Source organism: Hyphomicrobium sp. MC8b (genome assembly GCF_905067615.1).
GTDB lineage: Bacteria > Pseudomonadota > Alphaproteobacteria > Rhizobiales > Hyphomicrobiaceae > Hyphomicrobium_B.
Genome location: NZ_LR898465.1, coordinates 1130588 through 1151318, shown reverse-complemented (window position 1 = coordinate 1151318; position 20731 = coordinate 1130588). Strand labels below are relative to the sequence as shown.

The following is a 20731-nucleotide window of genomic DNA, read 5'->3' as shown; positions in this document are numbered from 1 at the left end:
AATAATGCCAAAAACGCCCAGAACACCTGGAACTCACGCCGATGGCGACGCGACGCAGCAACCACGTCAAACAGAAACGCCGACGAAGCGCGAGCGGTCCGCCGTCGCCAATGAAGACCACACCAAGGCGCGCCAGAAACTCGCAGACGAAACCCGCGCCCCAGAACGCAAGCGGCGCGCGTAAATATGTTTTTGAGAACCGTTCCTATCCGAGCGGAGGAAAAAAATGACGATCAGAAAAGTGAACGCCGGATATTGCCTGGTTTCCAAGAAAGGAAAAAACCTCGGCACCTATAAAACCAAGGACGTCGCCAAGCAGCGCGAACGCGAAGTTGAATATTTCAAGAGGGCAAAAGCCAAGTGAACGTAGGCCACCATGGGACGGGGCGTCCTGGCAATCCGCATGATCCCGCGACCGACCCCGATTTTGATCCCAATATCGAGCCAAGTGAACCCGAGTCGCTACCCGAGCCCAGTTCGCCCCCGCCGCCGGATCAGCCGCCTGAGGAACCTGACGTCCCGCCGGTAATCCGGCCTCGTTGAAACTGAACCGAGTTGAAAGTTGACGCTCGCGGAGCGCCCGTGCCACGGTCTTGCCGAACAAGACCTCTACGCGTGCCCTGTGAAACTCAATTTGTCAGAACTTACCCTTCGCCATGTGCGCGAAGGCCGGCCTCTCGATAAGGCGCTCGAAGCCGCACTGCGGCGTGATCCGCGCGCTGGCGCCAGAGTCATTCTCTCAGCCATAGAAAAGCGCCGCTTTGATAATCGCTCGGAAGGCCAGAGGCTGCGCAATTTACTGCGCTTCGAAACCGATTTGTGGTCGTCGGGCGTGCTTCTGGTGGCGGGCGTCGACGAAGCCGGCATGAGCCCGCTGGCCGGACCGGTGTGTGCAGCAGCCGTCATCTTCGAACCCGGCACCCGCATTCCCGGCGTAGATGACTCCAAAAAGCTTGACGCCGTCTCGCGCGAGCGTCTTGCCGTCGAAATCAAGAAGGTTGCAGTGACGTGGGCCGTCGGCTGGGCCGAAGTACATGAAATCGACAGCCTGAACATCTACTGGGCCGGTATCCTGGCAATGCGCCGCGCCGTCGAAGGTTTGGCCAACCCGCCCGATCACATTCTGCTCGATGCCCGGCGGATCAAAGACTTGGCTATCCCGCAGCAGGCGATCGTGCGCGGCGACTGCAAAAGCCTGACGATCGCGGCAGCCTCGATCATCGCCAAGACCTCGCGCGACGCCAAAATGCACGATCTTGATGGGGAATATCCCGGCTACGGCCTCAAGACCCACAAAGGCTATCCGGTCCGCGAACATCTCACGGCATTGAAAATGCTGGGCGCTTCACCCATTCATCGCCGCTCGTTTGCGCCGGTCCGCTCCGTGCTCGGCCTGCCTCCGCTTTATGACACAACATCATTCAACGGCGATGACAGCGCCTCGATAGCTGATACAGAAGAACGCTGATCGTCCCCCAGTAGAAAACCCGCAGCGCAACCACGCCATTCGGCTGCTCGGATTTCTCTCAATTTATGACAGTTGTGATACTCTGCCTGAGATGATTTTTGAACGGCGGGGGATCCATTGCGGATGAAATCCGCTATAAGCTGGGGCCTCGCAGTAGCGTAATCAAAACGCGGGGTGAGCGTAATGATGTCGGAAAGCGATCTCATGGAAGCCAGGTCAGAAGCCCGGCTCATACTCGACCTCGGCGACGAAGAGGTGAGCCAAATCTTCTTCCAGCAGACGATGCGGCGCAATCTGACGCGTACCGTCCGCCACCTCGATCGATTGGTGCAAAGCGGCGGCGACGACCGCAGGCTCGGCGAGAGCGCGTTGGAACGACTGGGCTTCGGCGCTCAGAATTAATCCAACAGTGGTCGATGTCCGGCCATCCCGGCGCATAGCTGCCCCGCACCGCTCACATTCGTAAACGGGAACTTATTTCTCCGGTTGAGACTTAATTCGCGGAGAAGGGAGGCGGCATGCTCGCCATCGTTTACGATTTTTTGTTGCTGCTGTCGGTCGCCGCACCCCCGATCGTCTTTTGCTACCTGCTGTATCTCGGTTTGCAAATTTCCGACCGGGATGGAGCTGAGCCCGCAGAGGTTCGCCGTACCAATCAGAAATCTTCGCGCCGATAATTCGGCATTGATGTTCGAGGCTGACATTGGATGAAGCGATAGGAGAACCGTAATGGCTTCCAAATCGTTCGTTGTCGTCGACCGGACTCGCTCATGCGGCCTCGAACTGAGAGACATTGTCGTCAAGTCCGGCGACACAGCCCATATCTTCAGCACATTTTCTCCCGCGCTCGAAATGATCGAACGCAAACACATCGACGCCGTACTCGTCGAATTCGATACCGACAAACAGACGACGGCGTTTTGTACAGCCGTGCAGGCTCTCGGCGTGCCGGTGATTTTTCTGTCGGCGCCGTTTCATCCGTTCGACATTCGTGAATTCGGATTTGTCGCCTCGTTCCCGGATCTGCCGCACGCGCCGAAACTACCGGTGCAATACGTTCGCCGCTAGCGACGCAAACTGCCTTCCGCAAAACCTGCACGCCGCTCGAGCTTCAAACTGGAAATGTCAGCACGGCCCGCGTGCCGCTGTCTCCACCGCTGAAGTCCAGCTTGCCGCCGATGCTCGACGTCATCGACGTCATGACACGTGTGCCCAAACCGGTGCCGCCCGCCATCTGCGTTTTGCCGAGACCGACGCCGTCATCCTCGACGGTGAGAACGACTTGGCCCTCCCTCATGGAGACATCGACGCGGATTTCCCCGTCGGCACGATCAGGATAGGCATACTTATACGCGTTCGTGACAAGCTCGGTGACGACGATGCCGATCGAAACCGCCTTGTCGGTCGGAATGGACAACGGCACGCTGTTGAGATGGACGGGATGGTTGCGACCGGCATCGCCCATCGCCCGCTTCAAATCTTCGATTAGGCTGGTGAGATATTCCTTAAGATCCACCGCCGTCACATCTTGCGACGTGTAAAGTCTGCGGTGCACCCCCGCGATCGCTATGATCCGCGCACTCATTTGATCGAGCAGATCCTGCGCGCCGGGATCACTGAGCGAATGCCGTTGTAGCGCCAAAAGTCCGGCGACGATTGCCAGCGAATTGGCAACGCGATGATTGACCTCTTTCAGCAGCAGTTCAGCCCTGTCGCGCGCCAAGCGGATTTCCGTCTCGGCCGCTTCCATGTCTCGCCGCAGCCGCTCCTGCTCCAACGACGTCTGGACGGCCTGCATCAACAGCTCTCGGAAATGTCCTTGCACATCCTTCCAGACGTAATCGATCGCTCCCGCCTTGAGCGCTGCGACGGCAACGCGGCTATCTTCCGATCCGGTCACATAGACGACTGGCGGTGGATTAGGGAGCGCGCGGATTTCCTTCAGCACCTGCAGCCCGACCATTCCGGGCATGTGATGATCGAGCGCTACGATATCGAACGGCTTGGCGCGAACGAGATTTAGTCCATCATCGCCCGAATGAGCGAGTTCGACGTCGAAACCACCCGCCTGCAGCGTTTTTTGAACCAAGCGCCCGATGCCCGGATCGTCATCGATGTAGAGCACCCTCGGCGCCATGATCAGTTGGTTTCCGGTACCTGGATAACAGAAAAGAAAAGCCCCAATTGCCGGATCGCATTCGCGAAGTTCTCGTAGTCGACGGGCTTCGTGATGTAGACGTTGGCGCCGAGATCGTAGCAGCGCTGAATTTCGCGTTCGTCGTCCGTTGTCGTCAACACGACGACGGGTGTCCGCTTGGTATGCTCGTTCGCCTTGATCTTTTCGAGGATACTGACGCCAGTCATGTCGGGAAGGTTGAGATCGAGCAGCACAAGCAGATGCTTCCGCGCGCTCGTCTCGCCGCTTCCATTCGGACCAAACAGAAATGCCAGCGCTTCCGTTCCATTCACAAATGGAATGATGTCGTTGTTGACGCCCGCGCGCCGGATATTCTTTTCGATGAGGCGCGCGTGTCCAGCGTCGTCCTCGATCATGACGATCTGGACCGCCTTACCTTCACTATTGGGCATTCGGCTTCTCCGGTAGTTTACGAGGCAGCATGACGCGGAACGTCGTGCCTCGTTTGAGTTCAGACGTCATCGTGATCTCACCCCCGAGGCGGCGGATCAAAGTCTTGACGTGCGCCAAGCCGATCCCTTCGCCTTGTTTATCCTGTGCTCCAGCGCGCCGAAAGAGGTCGAACACGCGTTCCGCATCGTCGATGGCGATGCCGCGACCGTTATCGCGAACCTCGATGACGATTGCCCCCCAGCGGCTCGGCACCTGCTCAATGACGATCTTGGGCGCGCGTCCCGGCATAGTGTATTTCAGTGCATTATCAATAAGGTTGCCGAAAACCTGCTCAAGAGCCAGACGGTCGGTTTCGATCGTCGGCATCGGCCGCAAAACCTCGACCTCGCCGTCCGCTTCCGTAACCCGGTGCTGCACAGCTGCGATGGCGGAATCAAAAAACTCTTCCAGATCGACCGTCTCGGGCCGGAGAATTCTCTGCCCTTCCCGCGACAGTTTAAGGATCGCCTTGATCAGCCCGTCCATCTTATGTGTCGAAGTCCGGATGAACCCGATCGATTCCGGCAAGTCTTCACGGATCGCGGCCCGGGCGGCTGGCCCCGATTCCAGTTCATCGAGCTTGGGATCCTCGCAAAGGCTCACAAGCGTCCCCAACCCCGCTTCGAGCTCTGACGTATACCCCATGACATTCACGAGCGGCGCCCGCAGGTCGTGACTGACGATATAGGCGAAGCGCTGAATTTCATCGTTGGCACGCTGCAGGTCCGCTGTCCTTTCCTTAACGCGCTCCTCAAGCCCCATATTGAGCTGCTCCATCTTGCCGCGAGTTGCCAACAGAGCGCGCGTATATCGCAAGATCGTCGCGGCGGCGCCCAGGGCCGCCAACAGGATGACGACACCCGCGCCCACGGTGAACCAACGAGCAAGCATCGCATCGTCCTGCTGGCTTTGGATGCTCTTGGTTAACTCAGCTTCGACCAGCTCCGTCTGCTCTTCGACAAGCGTGCGGATAGTGTCCATCAGGTTCTTGCCACGGTCGGATTTAACCACGGCCAATGCCCGCCCCGAGTCGCCCTCTGTCTTCAGGCGAACCGTCTCGGCAAGCTCCTCGAGCTTGTCTGCCGTCGCTGCCGCCAATTTATCGAAGCCCGCGTTGAGTTGGGTTTGATCTTTGAACTGTCTCCGAACCTCCGCCAGCCGTTGCGGCACATCCGTAACAGCCAAGTTATATGGCTCGAGATACCGGCTTTCGCCCGTCAGCAGATACCCGCGCTGCCCCGTCTCCGCGTCCTGAACTGCCGACAGGAAACGCGTCAGAGCCCCACGTTGCTCACGAGCGGAAATCACGTCGCGCGTCGAGGTGCTGGTCTTCTCCAAAAGCCAGAAAGAAACCGCAACAAGCACGACAAGCGTCAACACGCCAGCCGCCGCGAATACATATGTAACGCGCAAAAGATTCGAAGAATTCGCGCCCATTAACCGCTCGGCTGCCCCAGTCTATTTTTCTCCGATAAGACAGTTTCGACCAAAGTGCTATCTGAAAAATAACTTCGGAACTGCCCAGCGAAGCTTCACAATATCAGTAAGGGGGCGCGCGTTTGGCACGCTGCGCCTTGGCGGCTTCGGTCCACCAGGAGAGATCGTCGGCAAAACGCGGAAACATCTTTTCCAAAGCTTTGCCACCTTCCCCCATCGGTTCGCCGTCGGGGCCGAGCGTCTGCCCGATCGGACCGACCGACAGCGTACTGGAGACGACGATCATTCCCATTTCCGATAGCGTCCCATGCCAGGCCGTCGCAGAACGGACGCCGGAAAGCCGCCCGGCCGAATAGCTCGCGATCGCCGCCGGTCTCCAGAACCATTCTTCAAGAAAATGATCGGTGAGGTTTTTGAGGCCGGGCTGCATGCCCCAATTGTATTCGCCGACCACGAATAAAAATGCGTCAGCGGCTTTGATTTTCTGCGCCAGCTCTTCCAGCGCCGCGGGCGCAGTGCCGGGCTTGTGCTCCTTGTACATCCGATCAAGCATCGGCAGGTTCACGGCTTTCGCATCGATCAATTCGACATCGGCGCCCCGCTGCTTCAAGCGCGACACCAGAAAATCAGCAAGCCGAATGCCCATCCGATCGCTGCGATATGAACCGTAAAAAACGAGAATTTTATCGGGCACCCAGATCTCCAGTCCAAGATACATCGCAACGGGACTGAAAACGACGCTGGCGGCGTTTCGGTTCCATGACCTGCCGCTTTTATCCGGGCTTTATCCGCCCTATTTCGTTGCGCAACGCTGCAGTGGTGAATATTGAATACCTATAATGACCTAAATGCGAGTTGCCATGACCTCGAACGTGGGTTCCCTCACCGCAAATCGGCGCGAGCAGATGTTCCCGCATCTCGAAACATACGAGATCGAGCGCGTTCGCCGCTTCGGAGATATCAAATCCTTTGGCGCAGGCGATGCGCTTGCCCAGGTCGGCAAGGTCGGCGCCGGTGTGATCATCGTGCTAAGCGGCGGCGTCGATGTCACCCAACGCGACATGAAGGGGCACAATACGCCCATCGTCACGCACGGACCGGGCTCGTTCATGGGAGAACTTGCTCAGTTGTCCGGCCGTCCCTCGCTCGTCGATGCCGTCGCGACGACGACGGTCGAAGCGCTCGTCATCGCACCGTCGAAACTGCGCGCCCTTCTCATCGCCGAAGCCGAGCTTGGCGAACGGATCATGCGTGCACTGATCTTGCGCCGCGTCGGCCTCCTGGAAACAGGAGCAGGACCCGTCATCGTCGGCCGCGCAGGCAATAGCGACGTTATCCGCCTGCAGAACTTCCTGTCGCGCAACGGCCATCCCCATGTCGACCTCGACCCTGAAAACGATCCGGAAGCACGCTGCCTTATCGAGCGCTTCCACGTCGATCCGTCCTCACTTCCAATCGTGCTTTGCCCGAGCGGCGACCTTCTGCAAAACCCGACCGAATTGAAGCTTGCCCGCTGCCTTGGCCTCGTTGGCCCGCTCGATGAAAACCGCCTCTACGACGTAACGATCGTCGGCGCGGGACCGGCGGGCATGGCCGCAGCCGTTTATGCTGCCTCCGAAGGACTGTCAGTGCTTATTCTCGATTGCCGATCGTTCGGCGGCCAGGCCGGCGCATCCTCGCGCATCGAAAACTATCTGGGCTTTCCCACTGGAATAACCGGCATGGCCTTGATGGCGCGGGCCTTCAATCAGGCGCAGAAGTTCGGCGCCGAATTCGCCATTCCCTCGGAGGTTGTCGGCCTCGAAACACATGGCAGCGACAGCACCACCAGTTTCACGCTGCGACTCGCGGACGGCCAATACGTCCGCACGCGCACCGTCGTCGTCGCGACCGGCGTCCGCTATCGCCGCCTTAGCGTCGAGAACCTGCACGATTTCGAAGGCAGCAGCGTCCACTACTGGGCGTCTCCGATCGAAGGCAAGCTGTGCTCGCAGCAGGAGGTCGTCCTCGTTGGCGCCGGAAATTCCGCCGGACAGGCCATCGTCTACCTCGCAGGCCGCGCAAAAAAAGTCTGGTTGCTCGCGCGTGGCGGCGACATCTCGCTCTCGATGTCGCAATATCTCGTTGACCGGATCAAAGGCCTGCCCAACGTCGATATTCTTACAAATTCGGAAATCACGCGCCTCGAAGGTAACGATGGCATCCTCGAAACGATCGCGTGGCGCTCTCCGTCCGGCGACGAAGTCTGCCGTAGCGTCCGCCACCTCTTTCTATTTATCGGTGCCGATCCCGAAACCGGCTGGCTAGCCGAGACCGGCGTCAAGCTCGACCCCAAAGGCTTCGTCTTGACGGGTATCGGCGCGGGCGAAGATTGCGCCTCTCTGGAGACCAGCATCCCCGGCATCTTTGCCATCGGCGATGTGCGCGCCGGCTCGATCAAGCGCGTCGCAGCTGGAGTCGGTGAAGGCGCCCAGGTCGTCGCCGCGCTTCACACGTACCTTTCGTCGGCGACCGCACCCCTTCAGGCCGCCGCAACCGTCTAATAAGTTTGCTGTTTTCTGACGTTCAGCCAACTGCCATAAGTTGGTCGCCCGTTTGGCTTAGCAGACCATCCGCGCCACGATGTGTAGGGTCTCTGCATCGCGGAATTGAGAGGACTTGAATGAGTGTTTGGCGAACGACGATTTTGACCGCAGCTTTGGCTGTCGCCTGGACGGCCCCGACCCGCGCCGACGAGTGTGATGCGCTGGCCGCAAACGTCCACGCCCAAAACCCCGAAATCGCCGTCGCCGAACGCAATACCCAGGATCAATCGGTCGTGGTTGCTCTGAAGACCGATAGCGTCGACGAATTGACGCTGACCTGCGCCAGCGACGTCGACAAAGCGCCCGAGCTGATGGCAAAGGCGAATGCGACATGGCCTTCATCCGACTTCTACGACCGCGTCTCGTCCGCAGGCGCTATCATCATGGCGACCACCAGATCGGCCATCCGCAGCGGCTCGGTCCTTTGCGCGCAGCGTGCCATGGCCTCCGATGACAACAACGCGATCTACGACATCAACGGCGATCGTTTCGAATGCCGGACGACGTCGGGTGTCGGCGGTTCGACACTGATCCGAATTTCAAAACTCAAGACCCCGCCGCCGCAATAAGCTTCTGCGCCGCGCGGCCAGGCAGAGAGGACCGTCAGCTCTTGCAGGTCGTCTGACTGTCGCCGCGCGTCAGCGTCGCGTCCCTGCCTTTGATCCAGAACTCGGTATCGCCCTTCAGATAGCGGCCACCGTCGGCAGACGGTGCTTGCGGCAGGTTCATCGTCTCGCCCGAACCGGCGAACACGAGATGGGCGGCGCTTGGCGACATGTGAAACGTCGCCGTTAACTCCGTCTTGTCGGCGCAAACATAATGGACGGGCTCCATCGCCATCGCAGCCGGAGCGGCCGCAACGATTGCCACGAACGCCACAAACAAACGAAGCCGCATGTTCCCGTCTCCTCAATCTGTGAGAGCCTGATCTTCACGCGTCGATGGTTAGCCGATTTCTAATAGCACCGCCGGTTTGAATTCGTCGAGGCGGACCCCTGCTGATGACGGACCTTGACGCACATCATAGCGGGCTCCCTCACGCACGGCGATTTTGTGCGTTAGCTAATGAGGAACGGACGGACATGAAAACCGACTATATGGAGATCACGAAAAACGTCAGCGCCACCTTGAAAGATCTTCGCGCTGGCGCACCTGACGTGATGAAAGGTTTCGGCGCCATCGCTCAGGCCGCGGCCAAGGCTGACGCCCTCGATACCAAAACCAAGGAGCTAATCGCTCTCGCGATCGGCGTCGCCGTCCGGTGTGAAGATTGTATCGCCTTCCATGCCAAAGCGGCCGTCGCTCAAGGAGCGACCGACGCTGAAATCTTCGAAACCCTCGGCATGGCGATCTACATGGGCGCTGGCCCCTCGGTGATGTATGCCGCCCACGCTGTCGACGCCGTCCGTCAATTCGAAGCCGCCAAAGCTGCGGCGACCCCAACGATGGCGTGATCGATCAAGCTCCGAGGCGCATACGTTTTCGATCCTATCTTATGGCTGGGCTCTAGGCGGCGAACGTCCCCGGACGGAAGCTGGAATCCGGCTTTGGTGCCGAACACCTAATGTCATGCCGGTGTGTCAGCGTCACCTTGAAACAGCTTGATGCGATCCCTTCTTCGCCACATCGCAGATCGCGTCGATCACTGTCTGCTCGAGTTCGGGAGGCAGGTCGTGTCCCATGCCTTCGATCGGTCGATAGATCGAACTGGGGATCGAGACAGCCGTGTCATGGCCGCAGGCTGGCGGGATCAGTGGATCATCTGTTCCATGAATGACGAGAGTGGGCGCCTTGATCGTTGCTAGGCGCGCACGGCGGTCTCCCGCCACTGCCATGGCGGCGATCTGGCGCGCCGTACCGTCCGTATCGTAGCAACGCCGTGCTTCCTCGAGCAGCAGGGCACGATGGACGTCCTCGTCGAACGGATAGGCTGTTCCGGCGATCCTGCGCGCGAAGGGCAGACGCATCCTTAGAAAGCCGTCCGGATCGACAGCAGGATCCGGCGCGGGACGCATCATCATCGCCATGACATCGGAGGCGGCCCGAGGGAGAGCCGGATTGCCCGTGCTCGACATGATCGAGGTTAGTGAAACAACACGGTCGGCATGTTCGCTCGCCAGGACTTGCGCGATCATGCCGCCCATCGACCTGCCGACGACATGGACCCGTGCGATGCCGAGAGCATCGAGGAGGCCGATCGCGTCGGTCGCCATATCGTTGAGCGTATAAGGCACGTCGGGCCGGCGTCCGGCCATCAGCGCAGAGACGAGCGCCCCAAAATCAGGCGCGGCCCAGGCCGTGAAATGCGTCGAGCATCCGGCATCCCGGTTATCGAAGCGGATCACCCGATAGCCTCTTCCGGCCAAGCCCTCACAGAATCCGACGCTCCAGCGGATCATTTGCGTTCCGAGCCCTGAAATCAGCAGGAATGCTTCGGCGTCGGCATCGCCGAAACTGTCCCAGGCGAGTTCAATGCCGTTGGCCATTATTGTATTCATGCCTGCATTCCCTCAGCAGGCGTGCGACATGGCATTTCCGATAGCGGGAGAAGGCGGGAGTCCTCCACCGCTGCCGAGCGATGGCCAAGCCCCGCGAGATACCCTGCATGGGCGGCGAAGGAGAGAAACGAAGCAACACTGGCCTGCCGGACCAGCATTGCCAGATCCCACTGTTCGTCGGCGGGGCCGATCAGGAAGGCGCCGCCCTTGGCGAGAAACAAGATGTCGCCCCCGCTTTCGCGCAAGAAGGGCAGCGTATGCTCAACGTAGCGATCGAATGCTCGTGCACCGCTGATCGGCACGGCAGGCGCCAGTTCGGGATGGCCTGAATAATCGGCGACATCCCTGAACCTCAGCAGATTGAGCATGACGACGGGGCCGGAAAGATCGCGCTGCACGAACTGGCGCCCCGCCGCCTGTGTGGGTTCGAGATATGCTGTCGAGCCGGTTTTGTTCATGGCGGTTCCTTGAATGGGATGTATCGCTGGCCGCGCGACCGCGATGGCCACCTCCGGCAACGAACCAGAAGACAGCAATCGTTGGCCCGCAGGGGCTGTTCAGGAAATCGAACGTGTCGCGCTTTGCTAGATGCCCGCGCCATTAATACCCGGGCGAAATACCTTCGTCAATTGTATCCGGGTAATATATGTGGGCCTTATAGAACCAAGTGACGGTTCACCGCTCGAAGCTCCGCCGCGTTGCGAAAGCGGGTGGCAATATGGAGGAAAACCAGAGGAAGCTAATCGTCGTCAAAACGGCACTTCTGGCGACAATGGCGGAGAGAGTGGGATTCGAACCCACGAGACCCTTGCGAGCCTACACGCGTTCCAGGCGTGCGCCTTCAACCACTCGGCCATCTCTCCATCCGGTTCGTGGAAGGGGCGCACTATACGCATCCGCATCCCGAGCGCAACGGCACCCTGAAATGATTTTCCCCAGCTTGACGCTGGGCCGCAGGGGCCGCAAAACTGACGCTGGCTCATGAGCAACTGCCACCTATGACCAGCTCCACGCTTCTCAAGGTCTTTTCAGCTTTGGCAGCCGCTTCGGCGGCCGTTTACTGTTGGCTTTGGTACACCTCGGGCGAACAGCCGACTGCGTGGCTGCTCCGCGTCGCCGCCGCTGCACTGCTGATCGCCTTGGTCGCAGGCTTCGTGAATCCCGAATCGCGCCCGCGCCTCATGCTGCGCTTTCTCGCCGCGCTGTTCGCCCTCTTCACCCTCATCTCTTTCGCCGCCGACGTTTCGCGGCCTCGAAGCGACGGCGAAGGCGCAATCTCGCTGTTGCAGCACCTTCACAACCTTGCTCCGGCGTTCGTGTCGGCCCTGGAGCGTACAGTCAGCCGCATAACAGGGCCGGTCGGCTGGGATCCGGTGCTGACCTCGGTCCTGTCGCTTCCGGCGACGATGATCTTCCTGCTGCTGGCCATCGCCTGCGGCTTTCTGGGTCGCCCACGCCGTCGGATTCGAATTTTCGCCAACGACTATTGAAGCCCGCGACCAGCGCGCCATTTGCACCCCGGAAGCGAGTTGCAGGCTTTCTGAAACGAACGGGGAACGGCCGTCGTATACTGGGGCATCCACCCCAACGATAAAAAGGAGCTAATCCATGTTCGCACGCAAGCGCGTCGTCATGCCGACCGCCGAGACCGCCCCGAAGGGCCGTCCAACCCCGATCCTCTCCGCCAATGCCGAGCACTATCTCTTTTCGCGCCCCCTGCATGGCCCCTACCCGGCCGGCCTGGAAGTCGCGGTTTTCGGCCTCGGCTGTTTCTGGGGCGCCGAACGCCTGTTCTGGCAGTTGGGTGATGGTATCTGGATCACCGCCGTCGGATACGCGGGCGGCTACACGCCGAACGCGACCTACGACGAGGTTTGCACCGGCGCGACCGGCCACGCCGAAGTTGTCATCGTCGTTTATGATCCGAAGGTCATTTCCTACGAGATGCTGCTGAAGACGTTCTGGGAAGCGCACGATCCGACCCAGGGCTTCCGTCAGGGCAACGACATCGGCACCCAGTACCGATCGGCGATCTACACCACCACGCCCGAGCAGTTTGCAGCGGCTGAGGCTTCGAAGAAGGCCTATGAGGCTGCGATCGCTGGCAAGGGCTACGGTGCGATCACGACGGAGATCCAGCCCTCGCCGCCAGTCTACCTGGCCGAAGATTATCACCAGCAGTACCTGGCGAAGATCCCCCATGGCTACTGCGGCCTGAAGGGCACGGGCGTCTCCTGCCCGATGCCCGCTTCTGACGCAGCATCGGCGGACTTAAAGGGCTAAGTCCGCCTAGTCGCTATTCCAACGTCATCCCGGCGCGGGCCGGGATCCAGACAAGTCGAAAGACGACGCGAGCTGATGCTTGCCTGGGTGCCGACCTACGTCGGCATGACGTTGTTGCGAGTGCGCCGACAAACTTCGCCACCGCCCACCATCATGTTGTCTCGCCCGCAAGAGTGCGATGATCGAAATGGCCTCCCGGCACAACCGAGGATGACGTCCGGCCTACTTCGGATCGGCCGTCGCCGATTTATGCATATGCGGACGCAGTGCCGGGCTCTTTGCGAGTTCCGTTGGCGACCCTTTGGCGGCGCCCGCGGTCGACGCCTTGTAGAGAGCCATATTCACGGCCGCCGCCTTGGCCAGCGCTTTCTTCACCTGCACCCTCGTCATCAGGGCAGCCGTCGGAATTTTGATCGGATCAGGCCCGGAAGCCAGCACCGCCTGACACGCCTTCGGCAAATCCGAAAGCATGATCGGTGGGCTCGGCGCCCTTGGCGGCCCAGGCGGACGCGGCGCTGGCGGACCCTTTGCAGGGATGACCTTCGCCAGCCACTGCGTCACTTCCTTGCCGCATCCATCGTCGCCTGTAGGTGGCACTTGCGGCGTACATCCTGTAGAGCCCGGCGGACATTTGATGCGCATATGGAAGTGATAGTAATGGCCGTACCACGGCCGCACTTTGCCGAGCCACGCACGATCTGTTCCCGCTCGCTCGCACAGCGCCTTCTTGATCGCCGGATGTACGAAAATCCGCTCAACCTCCGGATATGACGCTGCGCGCTTGATGAGCGCCACCTGCTTCGACGTGAACACCTTCGAATCGACTTTCAATCCTGTGTCATCAAGCATCGACGTGGCATTCAGCGTCTCGCGCTCTTTCCGCGTAAGCCGTTTCTTAGGCATCGGCGTCAGCCAGAAGTCGGCATCAAGACCGATCTGATGGCTGGCATGTCCCGTCACCATCGGACCGCCGCGCGGCTGCGCGATATCGCCGACCAGCAGTCCCGGCCAACCGTCGAGCTTCTGGGCATCCTTGGCGAACCGTTCGATCAGCGCGATCAAGACCGGGTTGCCCCAGTTGCGATTGCGCGAGAGCCGCATTTCCTGCCACGCCGGACCGTCGATCGGCAACGGCACACCGCCCGCCAGACATCCACGCGAATAGCTGCCGATCGAACGCGCCTCCATCGGCGCAGGCTTCTTGGCTTCCCCGAAGAGTTGCTTCGCACCGACGAACGTCGGCCAAGTCGGCTTCTTCGGTGCCGTCAGTCCTGGAATCGGCTCAACTTTGATTTTGACTTTGATCGAAACCGGCGGCTTCTTCGACGATTTCGCAGGTGTCGTTGCGGCGCTTGCAGCATCGGGCTTGTCGGAAACGGAGCCGGTCGTCGTGCTTGCGGCAGCAGGAGCCGCGGTATCCGACGGCGGCGCCTCGGCATCGTCACCCGGCGGTTCGCTCGGCTCGGAATCAGACTGCGTCAACGCGTGCGGCCGCGCCACGAAAGCAGGAAGCGTCGAACCTTGCGCTCCATCTGCATGCCCAGGATCGGGCGCTGACGGAACATCGCTTGCGTCATCGCTCTGTCCGGACGCAGCATTCTGCGCGGATTCCGCCTGCGACGGCTGGATGAAACCAAACAAACTCGGCGTGTCGGATGCCTGAACCAGCGAACTACCGATCGCCGCCAATGCGCAGACGACCGCGAGCGCCAAGACCTTTGCGGCTCTCATGCTTCGTCCCCGTTTACCTCATGACGCTACTTTAGCTCAATCTCGGGCGAAAATCAGACCCTGCCTGCAATTTTAAGGCGCAACGGCACGCCTGTCACATCCGCACCCTGCAATTTCGCTGGTACGCCAACCGCCGGCACTGTATCAGCTCGTCTTTTTCGCATCGTGACCACCATGACCCGCGTTCAAAAATCATCCGGCGCAACAGCAGAAAAGCCTACGTCTTCGGCTCTGCCGGCATTCCGTATCGACCGCGGAAACGCTGCAGCCGACACGCGACTGATCTTAGCGCATGGCGCAGGCGCGGGGATAAGTTCGCCGTTCCTCGACACAATGGCTGCTCTCTTGGACGAACGCGGCCTGGCGCTCACGCTCTTCGAGTTTGGCTACATGGCCGGACGCCGCAATGGTGGCCCGAAACGCCCGCCGCCGCGCGCAGAAGCCCTCGTCGAAGAATACCGCGCGTGCATCGACGCCATCCACGCCGCGTATCCGCGCGCCACGCTCGTGATCGGCGGCAAATCTCTCGGCGGCCGAGTCGCGAGCCTCGTCGCCGACGAACTCTTTGCGAAAAAGGCGATCGCCGGCCTCATCTGCCTCGGCTATCCGTTCCATCCGCCCGGCAAACCCGATCAGCTACGGACCGAGCACCTCAAAAATCTTCGTTGCCCGGCCCTGATCGTTCAGGGCGAACGCGATCCATTCGGCAGCCGTGCCGAAGTGGAAAAATATCCGCTTTCGAACAAAATTGCGCTCGTCTGGATGGACGACGGCGACCACGATTTCGGGCCGCGTGGAGCGTCGGGCTTCACGCGCAAAGGCAATCTCGCAGCCGCCGCCGACGCCGTTGCGGCATTTGTCACGGAGATTTCGAAGGCGCGTTGACGCTGCCCGCCCGTGCACCTACGGTGCGCGCCTTCGCCGCAAAGCCAGCCTTTGTACCTTTGCCATCTCGTGACCATACGAACAGCCATAGCCAAATGACCGCACTCGTCTTCACGCCCGAGCAGTCCACCGCCAGCGCCGACTCCAAGGCTTGGCCCTTCGAAGAAGCGCGCCGGCTGCTCAAGCGCCTGGAGAAGATTCCCGGCGGCGACACCAAGACGGTCCTGTTCGAGACAGGCTACGGACCTTCGGGCCTGCCGCACATCGGCACGTTCGGCGAGGTCGCACGCACGACGATGGTGCGCCATGCCTTCGAGACGCTGACAGAAGGCAAGCGCAAGACCCGCCTTCTCTGCTTCTCCGACGACATGGACGGCATGCGCAAGATTCCGGAAAACGTTCCGGACCGGAAGGCGCTCGAACCGTATCTGCAGATGCCGCTGACGACGGTCCCCAATCCGTTCGGCGGCGATTACGCAAGCTTCGGCGATCACAACAACGCCATGCTCCGTCGCTTCCTCGATACCTTCGGCTTCGAATACGAATTCGCGAGCGCAACCGAATACTACAAGGCCGGACGCTTCGACGACATGCTGCTGCGCGCCGTTGAACGCTACGACGCCATCATGAAGGTCATGCTGCCGACACTCGGCCCGGAACGGCAGGCGACGTACAGCCCCTTCCTGCCGATCTCGCCGAAGAGCGGTCGCATCCTTTATGTGCCTATGAAGGAAGTGAACGCCAAGGACGGCACCATCACCTTCGCCGACGAAGACGGCCGCGATGTCACGCTGCCCGTCACCGGCGGCCGCGTAAAGCTGCAATGGAAGCCCGACTTCGGCATGCGGTGGGTCGCGCTCGGCGTCGACTTCGAAATGTTCGGCAAGGACCATCAGACCAACGCGCCGATCTACGATAAAATCTGTGAGATCCTGGGCGGCGTGCCTCCTCAGCATTACGTCTACGAGCTGTTCCTCGACGACAAGGGCGAGAAGATTTCGAAGTCGCGTGGCAACGGCCTGACGATCGACGAATGGCTGACATACGCCTCGCCGGAAAGCCTCGCGCTGTTCATGTATCAGAAGCCGCGTAGTGCCAAGCGCCTCTACTTCGACGTCATCCCGCGCGCAGTCGACGAATACCTGCAGTTCCTGTCGTCGTTCCCGAAGCAGGACTCAAAGCAGCAGATCGACAATCCGGTATGGCACATTCACGCCGGCAGGCCGCCGAAGCCTGAAATCCCGGTGACGTTCGGCTTACTGCTCAATCTCGTGTCGGTATCGCACGCCCACACCAAGGATGTGCTGTGGGGCTTCCTGCGCCGCTACGCACCGGGCGCCGAGCCCGAGAACGCGCCGATCCTCGACAAGCTCGCCGGCTACGCGATCCGCTACTACGAAGACTTCGTCAAACCGACGAAGAAGTTCCGCGCACCCGACGACATTGAGATCGAAGCCTTAAAGAGCCTCGACGCGGCGCTCGCAGCTTTGCCGTCAGGCGCCGACGGCGACACCATCCAGAATGCGCTGCTCGACGTCGGCCGATCCATTCCGCGCTATCAGGACACGACCAAGACCAGCCCCAGCGGCGGCCCCGGTGTAAAACTCGATTGGTTCCAGGCGATCTATGAGATCTTGCTGGGCCAGGAGCGCGGCCCGCGTCTCGGCACCTTTGTCGCGCTGTACGGCATTCCCGAAACCCGCGCGTTGATTGCGAAAGCGCTCGGCGGCGAACTTGCCGCTGCCTAGGCATGCGGCTCCCGTCACCCCCTCACGCGAGATGCCGTAGAGGCTCCGTCGGCTCTTCGACATCGACAGGCTTGAGCGGCGGCGGGCGAACGCCCGGCCGTTGCCCGAGAAGGTCGATCCGCCAGAGCTTGCCGATCAAATCGATCAGTCGAAGCTCGCGCGCCTCGATCTGCTCCTTGCACCACTCCGTTTCACCGAGAACGTCGCGCGTGATCGCAAGAAGCGGCACCCGGCTCGAAGCCTTAGCGTAAATCTGCTTCTTGTCCTCCCACGATGCGTTGCGCGCCCGGTCGTTCTCCTGCTGCGTGATCAGCACAAGGTTGCCGAGGCTTTCCACGAGTTGCGCGCGCTCTTCCGAACTCGCGAACTTCTGGCGCCACGGACTAGACGCGGCCGGGCGCTGCGGCAGCACGTGCTCGATGGTGTAGAGGTCGGGATCGACCACATCCATCTCACCTGCCAGCTCGTCGCCAAGCCGCATCAAAAGCAGCTTGCACACCTTCGGATTGCGTTTGTGAAAATCCTTGAGATGGAAGGCGACGCCGCGAACTTCATCGCGCGACATCTGCAGAACCGGATGCGACGCGTCGATCGGCACTCCGGACCGCATAACTTTAATAAGCTCCGCAAAGCGCCGCACACGCTTGCCTGACCCGGCGCAAAGCAGCCGCGTCAGCATCGCCAATCGTTCGATCTCGTCCAAAAGAAACGCGGCCCGGTGCGGATCGTGCTTCCAGTCCTTGAGCGCAACGATAGCCGCAGGCGCCCAGTCGGCTTCCGGCAACCGATTGAGATAGATGAGCGTCCGCTGCATGCTGTGCGACAGCACGTCTTCGCCGTTATTCCTAACCAGCACATACGCTTTCGCAAGCGGCAGGAACACGTCCTTGAAGAACGCTTCCGATCCGCCGCTGTCGCGAATGACTTGCCGCACGCCCGAGACGATTTGCAGACGGCCATGGCCGTAAATCGTGCGCAAATGACCGAAGAACGGCTCGAATCCTTCGCCGAGGGCCAGGCTCATATCGTCCCACATCCCGACGGCCCACTTCGCATCGCTCGTCGACATGCGCGCCAGAATGTCGGACTTCAGGATGTCGTTGCGCTGCAGCTTCTTCCCGCGCTCGTTCAACACCACGAACATCTGATGCGACCGGTCGATGTCGTTGCCGACGATCACGACGACATAACAACTGTCGGCGATGAAATCGGCAAGTGTCCGCCGTGCCGTATTGGTCATCTCGGACAAAACGGCCTTGAAGCGGTCGCGCACTTCCAGAAGCGTCGCTTCTGGTAAGGACGGCGCGGCGAGATAGGTCGGCTGCACCGAACTTCCCGGCAGCAGAATATGATCTTCGAACACGGCGCGCTCACGCGTCGAAAGATGCATTCGGAACCGCTCGGTACGAAAGAAGCGCGTCCCAAGTTGCGCAATGAGCATATTGTGTACGCGCTTGCCGACCGGCCTGCGCGTATCGGTTTCAAGATCGCGCAACACAGCAAGCAGCGTCATCAGCGTAACGAGCCGCTGCTGTCCGTCAATCACTCCGAACTCGCGAGGCGTCATCTTCGCGGTGAGCTTCGAAGTCTCGGCGCCAGGCGCATCCATCAACACAACGGCGCCCAGAAAATACGTCTGATCGGCCTCTCCGCCCGAGCAGACGCCGGCAGCCTCCATCAAATCGTCGAGAAGCTGCTCGGCCTGTTCTCGTCCCCACGAGTACGGCCGTTGGAACAGCGGAATGTTCAACAGATAGGGTCCGAAGAACAGTTCCGAAATCGTTAGCGACGCCGTTGGATACACGAAAACGAAGACCTCTATCTGCCATCCGCGGGTACCGCATCCCCGCGACCCGAAATTGAAAACCCGCGATACACGAAACGGGTTGCACGCATATGCAGCCGTGATAGCAACGGGCTTGCATCGGCGCCACACTCTCCGTGTCGCTGCGGCGTAATGATATCAGTGAGAGAGCGCCATCAAAAATTCAAACTCTGCAATGAACAAAATCGTATTCAAAATTGCTACCGTCCGTGAATGGTCTAAGGCGACCATAGATGGAGTATATACCGGATCGGTCGATGATCGTCGCGATGGCTTCATACATCTTTCGGCGCAACATCAGCTTCCCGGCACATTAGAAAAACATTTCAAAGACAAAGGCGATCTTGTTCTCATCGCGTTTGAGGCCTCGACATTAGGCCCCGAACTCAAATGGGAACAATCGCGCGGCGGAGATCTCTTCCCGCACCTCTACGGCAACTTATCGGTTTCCGAAGCGATGTGGCAGCGTCACCTTCAAAACGATGAGAATGGCATACCGCGAATTGAAGAGGAATGGTTCGTGTGCTGAAAAATTTCTACCGCTTCGCGCGCTCCGCGCTTTTCGCACTCGGCCCAGAAGAAGCCCACGAGGCTTCCCTCAAGGCACTGGAATGCGGAATTTACCCGCGCCCACTCAAACCCGACGATCGCGTGCTGGCGCAATCCGTCTTTGGTCTTGAATTCCCCAACCCCATCGGCATCGCCGCCGGCTACGACAAAGACGCACGCGTACCCGACGCAGTCCTTGGAATGGGCTGCGGCTTCGCCGAAGTTGGTACGGTAACACCGAAACCGCAGAGCGGAAATTCACGCCCGCGTGTATTCCGCCTCCTGGAAGACAAAGCCCTGATCAACCGGCTCGGCTTCAACAACTGCGGCCACACCGCGGCACTGGACCGGCTCGAAGCGCGAAAAAATCGCGGCGGCATCGTCGGCGTCAACATCGGCGCGAACAAAGACAGCGACGACCGCGGCGAAGATTATGTTCTGGGATTGATGCGGTTCACATCGCTTGCCAGTTATTTCACCGTCAACATCTCCTCGCCGAACACGCCAGGCCTGCGCGACCTTCAAGCGCCCGAAGCGCTCGACGAACTTCTGACGCGGATCATGGCGACGCGCACGCGGCTGGTCAAAGATGGTGCGTTGCGCCGTCCGATCATCGTCAAGATCGCGCCCGACATTGCCGAGGCCGACATCGCGCCGATCGTCGAACGCCTCGTCGCGCACCGCGTCGATGGCATCGCAGTCTCCAATACGACCCTCACCCGCAACGGCGTCAAATCGCCGTTGGCGCACGAGACAGGCGGCCTCTCCGGACAACCGCTGTTTGCCCGTTCGACCGCCATGCTCGCCCGCATCTACCGGGAAACCGGCGGAAAAATTCCGCTCATCGGCATCGGCGGCATTGGTTCCGGCAAGCAGGCCCTGGAAAAAATCGAAGCCGGCGCCACATTGTTGCAGCTCTATACGGGTCTTGTGTACGAAGGGCCAAGCCTCATCAGTGAGATCAAGTCCGTCCTCACCGACGCCCTGAAGAACAGCGGCCAGTCGAGTCTCGCCGCCATCCGCGGCCGCCACGCCGACTACTGGGCGAAACAGCCGCTTTAGAGATAGAATGCCGCGGGGACGGTACCAGTCG

Annotated in this window: 23 protein-coding genes and 1 tRNA gene; 14 read left to right on the top strand and 10 right to left on the bottom strand. The window is 60.3% G+C overall.

Annotated features, from left to right (window positions below; genetic code table 11):
* Positions 1 to 226 precede the first annotated feature (226 nt).
* From ACLB1Z_RS05575 to ACLB1Z_RS05555, 5 genes are all read left to right on the top strand, one after another.
* Positions 227 to 364, top strand: a complete 138-nt coding sequence (locus ACLB1Z_RS05575) for a hypothetical protein (protein WP_409562418.1) — start codon at positions 227 to 229, stop codon at positions 362 to 364.
* A gap of 270 nt (positions 365 to 634) precedes the next feature.
* Positions 635 to 1468 carry a ribonuclease HII gene (locus tag ACLB1Z_RS05570; protein ID WP_409562417.1) on the top strand — a complete coding sequence of 278 codons (834 nt, stop codon included), beginning with the start codon at positions 635 to 637 and terminating at the stop codon, positions 1466 to 1468.
* Positions 1469 to 1651: 183 nt separating this feature from the next.
* The gene (locus ACLB1Z_RS05565) at positions 1652 to 1870 is read left to right on the top strand and encodes a hypothetical protein (RefSeq protein WP_024275446.1); all 219 of its coding nucleotides are present in this window, start codon (positions 1652 to 1654) and stop codon (positions 1868 to 1870) included.
* Positions 1871 to 1986: 116 nt separating this feature from the next.
* Complete coding sequence (locus ACLB1Z_RS05560) at positions 1987 to 2145, top strand: hypothetical protein (RefSeq protein ID WP_409562416.1); 159 nt, start codon at positions 1987 to 1989, stop codon at positions 2143 to 2145.
* A 52-nt stretch (positions 2146 to 2197) separates the two neighbouring features.
* Positions 2198 to 2536, top strand: a complete 339-nt coding sequence (locus tag ACLB1Z_RS05555; protein ID WP_409562415.1) for a hypothetical protein — start codon at positions 2198 to 2200, stop codon at positions 2534 to 2536.
* Positions 2537 to 2579: 43 nt separating this feature from the next.
* On the opposite strand, the gene ACLB1Z_RS05550 is transcribed toward ACLB1Z_RS05555, so the two are convergent.
* The 4 genes from ACLB1Z_RS05550 to ACLB1Z_RS05535 all read right to left on the bottom strand — a co-directional run bounded on the left by ACLB1Z_RS05550 (position 2580) and on the right by ACLB1Z_RS05535 (position 6228).
* Positions 2580 to 3605, bottom strand: a complete 1026-nt coding sequence (locus ACLB1Z_RS05550; RefSeq protein ID WP_409562414.1) for a response regulator — start codon at positions 3603 to 3605, stop codon at positions 2580 to 2582.
* A gap of 2 nt (positions 3606 to 3607) precedes the next feature.
* Positions 3608 to 4057, bottom strand: coding sequence for a response regulator (locus ACLB1Z_RS05545; RefSeq protein ID WP_409562413.1), 450 nt, complete (start codon positions 4055 to 4057; stop codon positions 3608 to 3610).
* A complete protein-coding gene (locus ACLB1Z_RS05540) occupies positions 4047 to 5477 on the bottom strand; it encodes a sensor histidine kinase (RefSeq protein WP_409562412.1) in 1431 nt (476 codons plus the stop codon). Before ACLB1Z_RS05540 ends, ACLB1Z_RS05545 begins: the two co-directional genes overlap by 11 nt.
* A 160-nt stretch (positions 5478 to 5637) precedes the next feature.
* On the bottom strand, positions 5638 to 6228 hold the full coding sequence (locus ACLB1Z_RS05535) for an NADPH-dependent FMN reductase (protein WP_409562411.1): 591 nt from the start codon (positions 6226 to 6228) through the stop codon (positions 5638 to 5640).
* 166 nt (positions 6229 to 6394) lie between these two features.
* Here ACLB1Z_RS05535 and ACLB1Z_RS05530 point away from each other — a divergent pair, with 166 nt between their 5' ends.
* Positions 6395 to 8077: an FAD-dependent oxidoreductase gene (locus tag ACLB1Z_RS05530; RefSeq protein ID WP_409562410.1), complete on the top strand. Its 1683-nt coding sequence runs from the start codon at positions 6395 to 6397 to the stop codon at positions 8075 to 8077.
* Between the two features lie 119 nt (positions 8078 to 8196).
* Positions 8197 to 8688, top strand: coding sequence for a hypothetical protein (locus tag ACLB1Z_RS05525; protein WP_409562409.1), 492 nt, complete (start codon positions 8197 to 8199; stop codon positions 8686 to 8688).
* A gap of 34 nt (positions 8689 to 8722) precedes the next feature.
* Here the strand turns inward: ACLB1Z_RS05525 and ACLB1Z_RS05520 are convergent, their stop codons facing one another.
* Positions 8723 to 9016, bottom strand: coding sequence for an MliC family protein (locus ACLB1Z_RS05520; protein ID WP_409562408.1), 294 nt, complete (start codon positions 9014 to 9016; stop codon positions 8723 to 8725).
* A gap of 185 nt (positions 9017 to 9201) precedes the next feature.
* On the opposite strand from ACLB1Z_RS05520, the gene ACLB1Z_RS05515 reads away from it, so the two are divergent.
* Positions 9202 to 9573: a carboxymuconolactone decarboxylase family protein gene (locus ACLB1Z_RS05515; protein WP_409562407.1), complete on the top strand. Its 372-nt coding sequence runs from the start codon at positions 9202 to 9204 to the stop codon at positions 9571 to 9573.
* A gap of 132 nt (positions 9574 to 9705) precedes the next feature.
* Here the strand turns inward: ACLB1Z_RS05515 and ACLB1Z_RS05510 are convergent, their stop codons facing one another.
* From ACLB1Z_RS05510 to ACLB1Z_RS05500, 3 genes are all read right to left on the bottom strand, one after another.
* Positions 9706 to 10617, bottom strand: coding sequence for an alpha/beta fold hydrolase (locus tag ACLB1Z_RS05510; RefSeq protein ID WP_409562406.1), 912 nt, complete (start codon positions 10615 to 10617; stop codon positions 9706 to 9708).
* Positions 10614 to 11075 (bottom strand): DUF1330 domain-containing protein, encoded by a 462-nt coding sequence (locus ACLB1Z_RS05505; RefSeq protein ID WP_409562405.1) that lies wholly within the window; start codon positions 11073 to 11075, stop codon positions 10614 to 10616. The genes ACLB1Z_RS05510 and ACLB1Z_RS05505 overlap by 4 nt, the downstream gene beginning before the upstream one ends.
* 315 nt (positions 11076 to 11390) lie before the next feature.
* Positions 11391 to 11480, bottom strand: a tRNA-Ser gene (locus tag ACLB1Z_RS05500).
* Positions 11481 to 11615: 135 nt separating this feature from the next.
* On the opposite strand from ACLB1Z_RS05500, the gene ACLB1Z_RS05495 reads away from it, so the two are divergent.
* Positions 11616 to 12107: a hypothetical protein gene (locus ACLB1Z_RS05495; protein ID WP_409562404.1), complete on the top strand. Its 492-nt coding sequence runs from the start codon at positions 11616 to 11618 to the stop codon at positions 12105 to 12107.
* A 118-nt stretch (positions 12108 to 12225) separates the two neighbouring features.
* The gene (gene msrA, locus ACLB1Z_RS05490) at positions 12226 to 12900 is read left to right on the top strand and encodes a peptide-methionine (S)-S-oxide reductase MsrA (protein WP_409562403.1); all 675 of its coding nucleotides are present in this window, start codon (positions 12226 to 12228) and stop codon (positions 12898 to 12900) included.
* 222 nt (positions 12901 to 13122) lie between these two features.
* Here msrA and mepA read toward each other — a convergent pair whose 3' ends face one another.
* Entirely contained in the window at positions 13123 to 14631 is a 1509-nt protein-coding gene (gene mepA / locus ACLB1Z_RS05485; protein WP_409562402.1) for a penicillin-insensitive murein endopeptidase, read from the bottom strand.
* 174 nt (positions 14632 to 14805) lie between these two features.
* On the opposite strand from mepA, the gene ACLB1Z_RS05480 reads away from it, so the two are divergent.
* Both ACLB1Z_RS05480 and ACLB1Z_RS05475 read left to right on the top strand, forming a co-directional pair.
* Positions 14806 to 15516: an alpha/beta family hydrolase gene (locus ACLB1Z_RS05480; RefSeq protein ID WP_409562401.1), complete on the top strand. Its 711-nt coding sequence runs from the start codon at positions 14806 to 14808 to the stop codon at positions 15514 to 15516.
* 95 nt (positions 15517 to 15611) lie between these two features.
* Positions 15612 to 17264, top strand: coding sequence for a lysine--tRNA ligase (locus ACLB1Z_RS05475; protein ID WP_409562400.1), 1653 nt, complete (start codon positions 15612 to 15614; stop codon positions 17262 to 17264).
* 22 nt (positions 17265 to 17286) lie between these two features.
* Here ACLB1Z_RS05475 and ACLB1Z_RS05470 read toward each other — a convergent pair whose 3' ends face one another.
* Positions 17287 to 19068: a DUF262 domain-containing protein gene (locus ACLB1Z_RS05470; protein ID WP_409562399.1), complete on the bottom strand. Its 1782-nt coding sequence runs from the start codon at positions 19066 to 19068 to the stop codon at positions 17287 to 17289.
* Between the two features lie 196 nt (positions 19069 to 19264).
* Here ACLB1Z_RS05470 and ACLB1Z_RS05465 point away from each other — a divergent pair, with 196 nt between their 5' ends.
* Both ACLB1Z_RS05465 and ACLB1Z_RS05460 read left to right on the top strand, forming a co-directional pair.
* The gene (locus ACLB1Z_RS05465) at positions 19265 to 19618 is read left to right on the top strand and encodes a DUF952 domain-containing protein (protein ID WP_409562398.1); all 354 of its coding nucleotides are present in this window, start codon (positions 19265 to 19267) and stop codon (positions 19616 to 19618) included.
* On the top strand, positions 19603 to 20700 hold the full coding sequence (locus ACLB1Z_RS05460; RefSeq protein ID WP_409562397.1) for a quinone-dependent dihydroorotate dehydrogenase: 1098 nt from the start codon (positions 19603 to 19605) through the stop codon (positions 20698 to 20700). The genes ACLB1Z_RS05465 and ACLB1Z_RS05460 overlap by 16 nt, the downstream gene beginning before the upstream one ends.
* Positions 20701 to 20731: the final 31 nt, after the last annotated feature.

What these genes read in the sequence shown, in the direction of transcription:
- ACLB1Z_RS05575 (WP_409562418.1), top strand. Translation starts at nt 227, where the DNA reads ATGACGATCAGAAAAGTGAACGCCGGATATTGCCTGGTTTCCAAGAAA.
- ACLB1Z_RS05565 (WP_024275446.1), top strand. Translation starts at nt 1,652, where the DNA reads ATGATGTCGGAAAGCGATCTCATGGAAGCCAGGTCAGAAGCCCGGCTC.
- ACLB1Z_RS05560 (WP_409562416.1), top strand. Translation starts at nt 1,987, where the DNA reads ATGCTCGCCATCGTTTACGATTTTTTGTTGCTGCTGTCGGTCGCCGCA.
- ACLB1Z_RS05555 (WP_409562415.1), top strand. Translation starts at nt 2,198, where the DNA reads ATGGCTTCCAAATCGTTCGTTGTCGTCGACCGGACTCGCTCATGCGGC.
- ACLB1Z_RS05550 (WP_409562414.1), bottom strand. Translation starts at nt 3,605, where the DNA reads ATGGCGCCGAGGGTGCTCTACATCGATGACGATCCGGGCATCGGGCGC.
- ACLB1Z_RS05545 (WP_409562413.1), bottom strand. Translation starts at nt 4,057, where the DNA reads ATGCCCAATAGTGAAGGTAAGGCGGTCCAGATCGTCATGATCGAGGAC.
- ACLB1Z_RS05530 (WP_409562410.1), top strand. Translation starts at nt 6,395, where the DNA reads ATGACCTCGAACGTGGGTTCCCTCACCGCAAATCGGCGCGAGCAGATG.
- ACLB1Z_RS05525 (WP_409562409.1), top strand. Translation starts at nt 8,197, where the DNA reads ATGAGTGTTTGGCGAACGACGATTTTGACCGCAGCTTTGGCTGTCGCC.
- ACLB1Z_RS05520 (WP_409562408.1), bottom strand. Translation starts at nt 9,016, where the DNA reads ATGCGGCTTCGTTTGTTTGTGGCGTTCGTGGCAATCGTTGCGGCCGCT.
- ACLB1Z_RS05515 (WP_409562407.1), top strand. Translation starts at nt 9,202, where the DNA reads ATGAAAACCGACTATATGGAGATCACGAAAAACGTCAGCGCCACCTTG.
- ACLB1Z_RS05510 (WP_409562406.1), bottom strand. Translation starts at nt 10,617, where the DNA reads ATGAATACAATAATGGCCAACGGCATTGAACTCGCCTGGGACAGTTTC.
- ACLB1Z_RS05505 (WP_409562405.1), bottom strand. Translation starts at nt 11,075, where the DNA reads ATGAACAAAACCGGCTCGACAGCATATCTCGAACCCACACAGGCGGCG.
- ACLB1Z_RS05495 (WP_409562404.1), top strand. Translation starts at nt 11,616, where the DNA reads ATGACCAGCTCCACGCTTCTCAAGGTCTTTTCAGCTTTGGCAGCCGCT.
- msrA (WP_409562403.1), top strand. Translation starts at nt 12,226, where the DNA reads ATGTTCGCACGCAAGCGCGTCGTCATGCCGACCGCCGAGACCGCCCCG.
- mepA (WP_409562402.1), bottom strand. Translation starts at nt 14,631, where the DNA reads ATGAGAGCCGCAAAGGTCTTGGCGCTCGCGGTCGTCTGCGCATTGGCG.
- ACLB1Z_RS05480 (WP_409562401.1), top strand. Translation starts at nt 14,806, where the DNA reads ATGACCCGCGTTCAAAAATCATCCGGCGCAACAGCAGAAAAGCCTACG.
- ACLB1Z_RS05475 (WP_409562400.1), top strand. Translation starts at nt 15,612, where the DNA reads ATGACCGCACTCGTCTTCACGCCCGAGCAGTCCACCGCCAGCGCCGAC.
- ACLB1Z_RS05465 (WP_409562398.1), top strand. Translation starts at nt 19,265, where the DNA reads ATGAACAAAATCGTATTCAAAATTGCTACCGTCCGTGAATGGTCTAAG.
- ACLB1Z_RS05460 (WP_409562397.1), top strand. Translation starts at nt 19,603, where the DNA reads ATGGTTCGTGTGCTGAAAAATTTCTACCGCTTCGCGCGCTCCGCGCTT.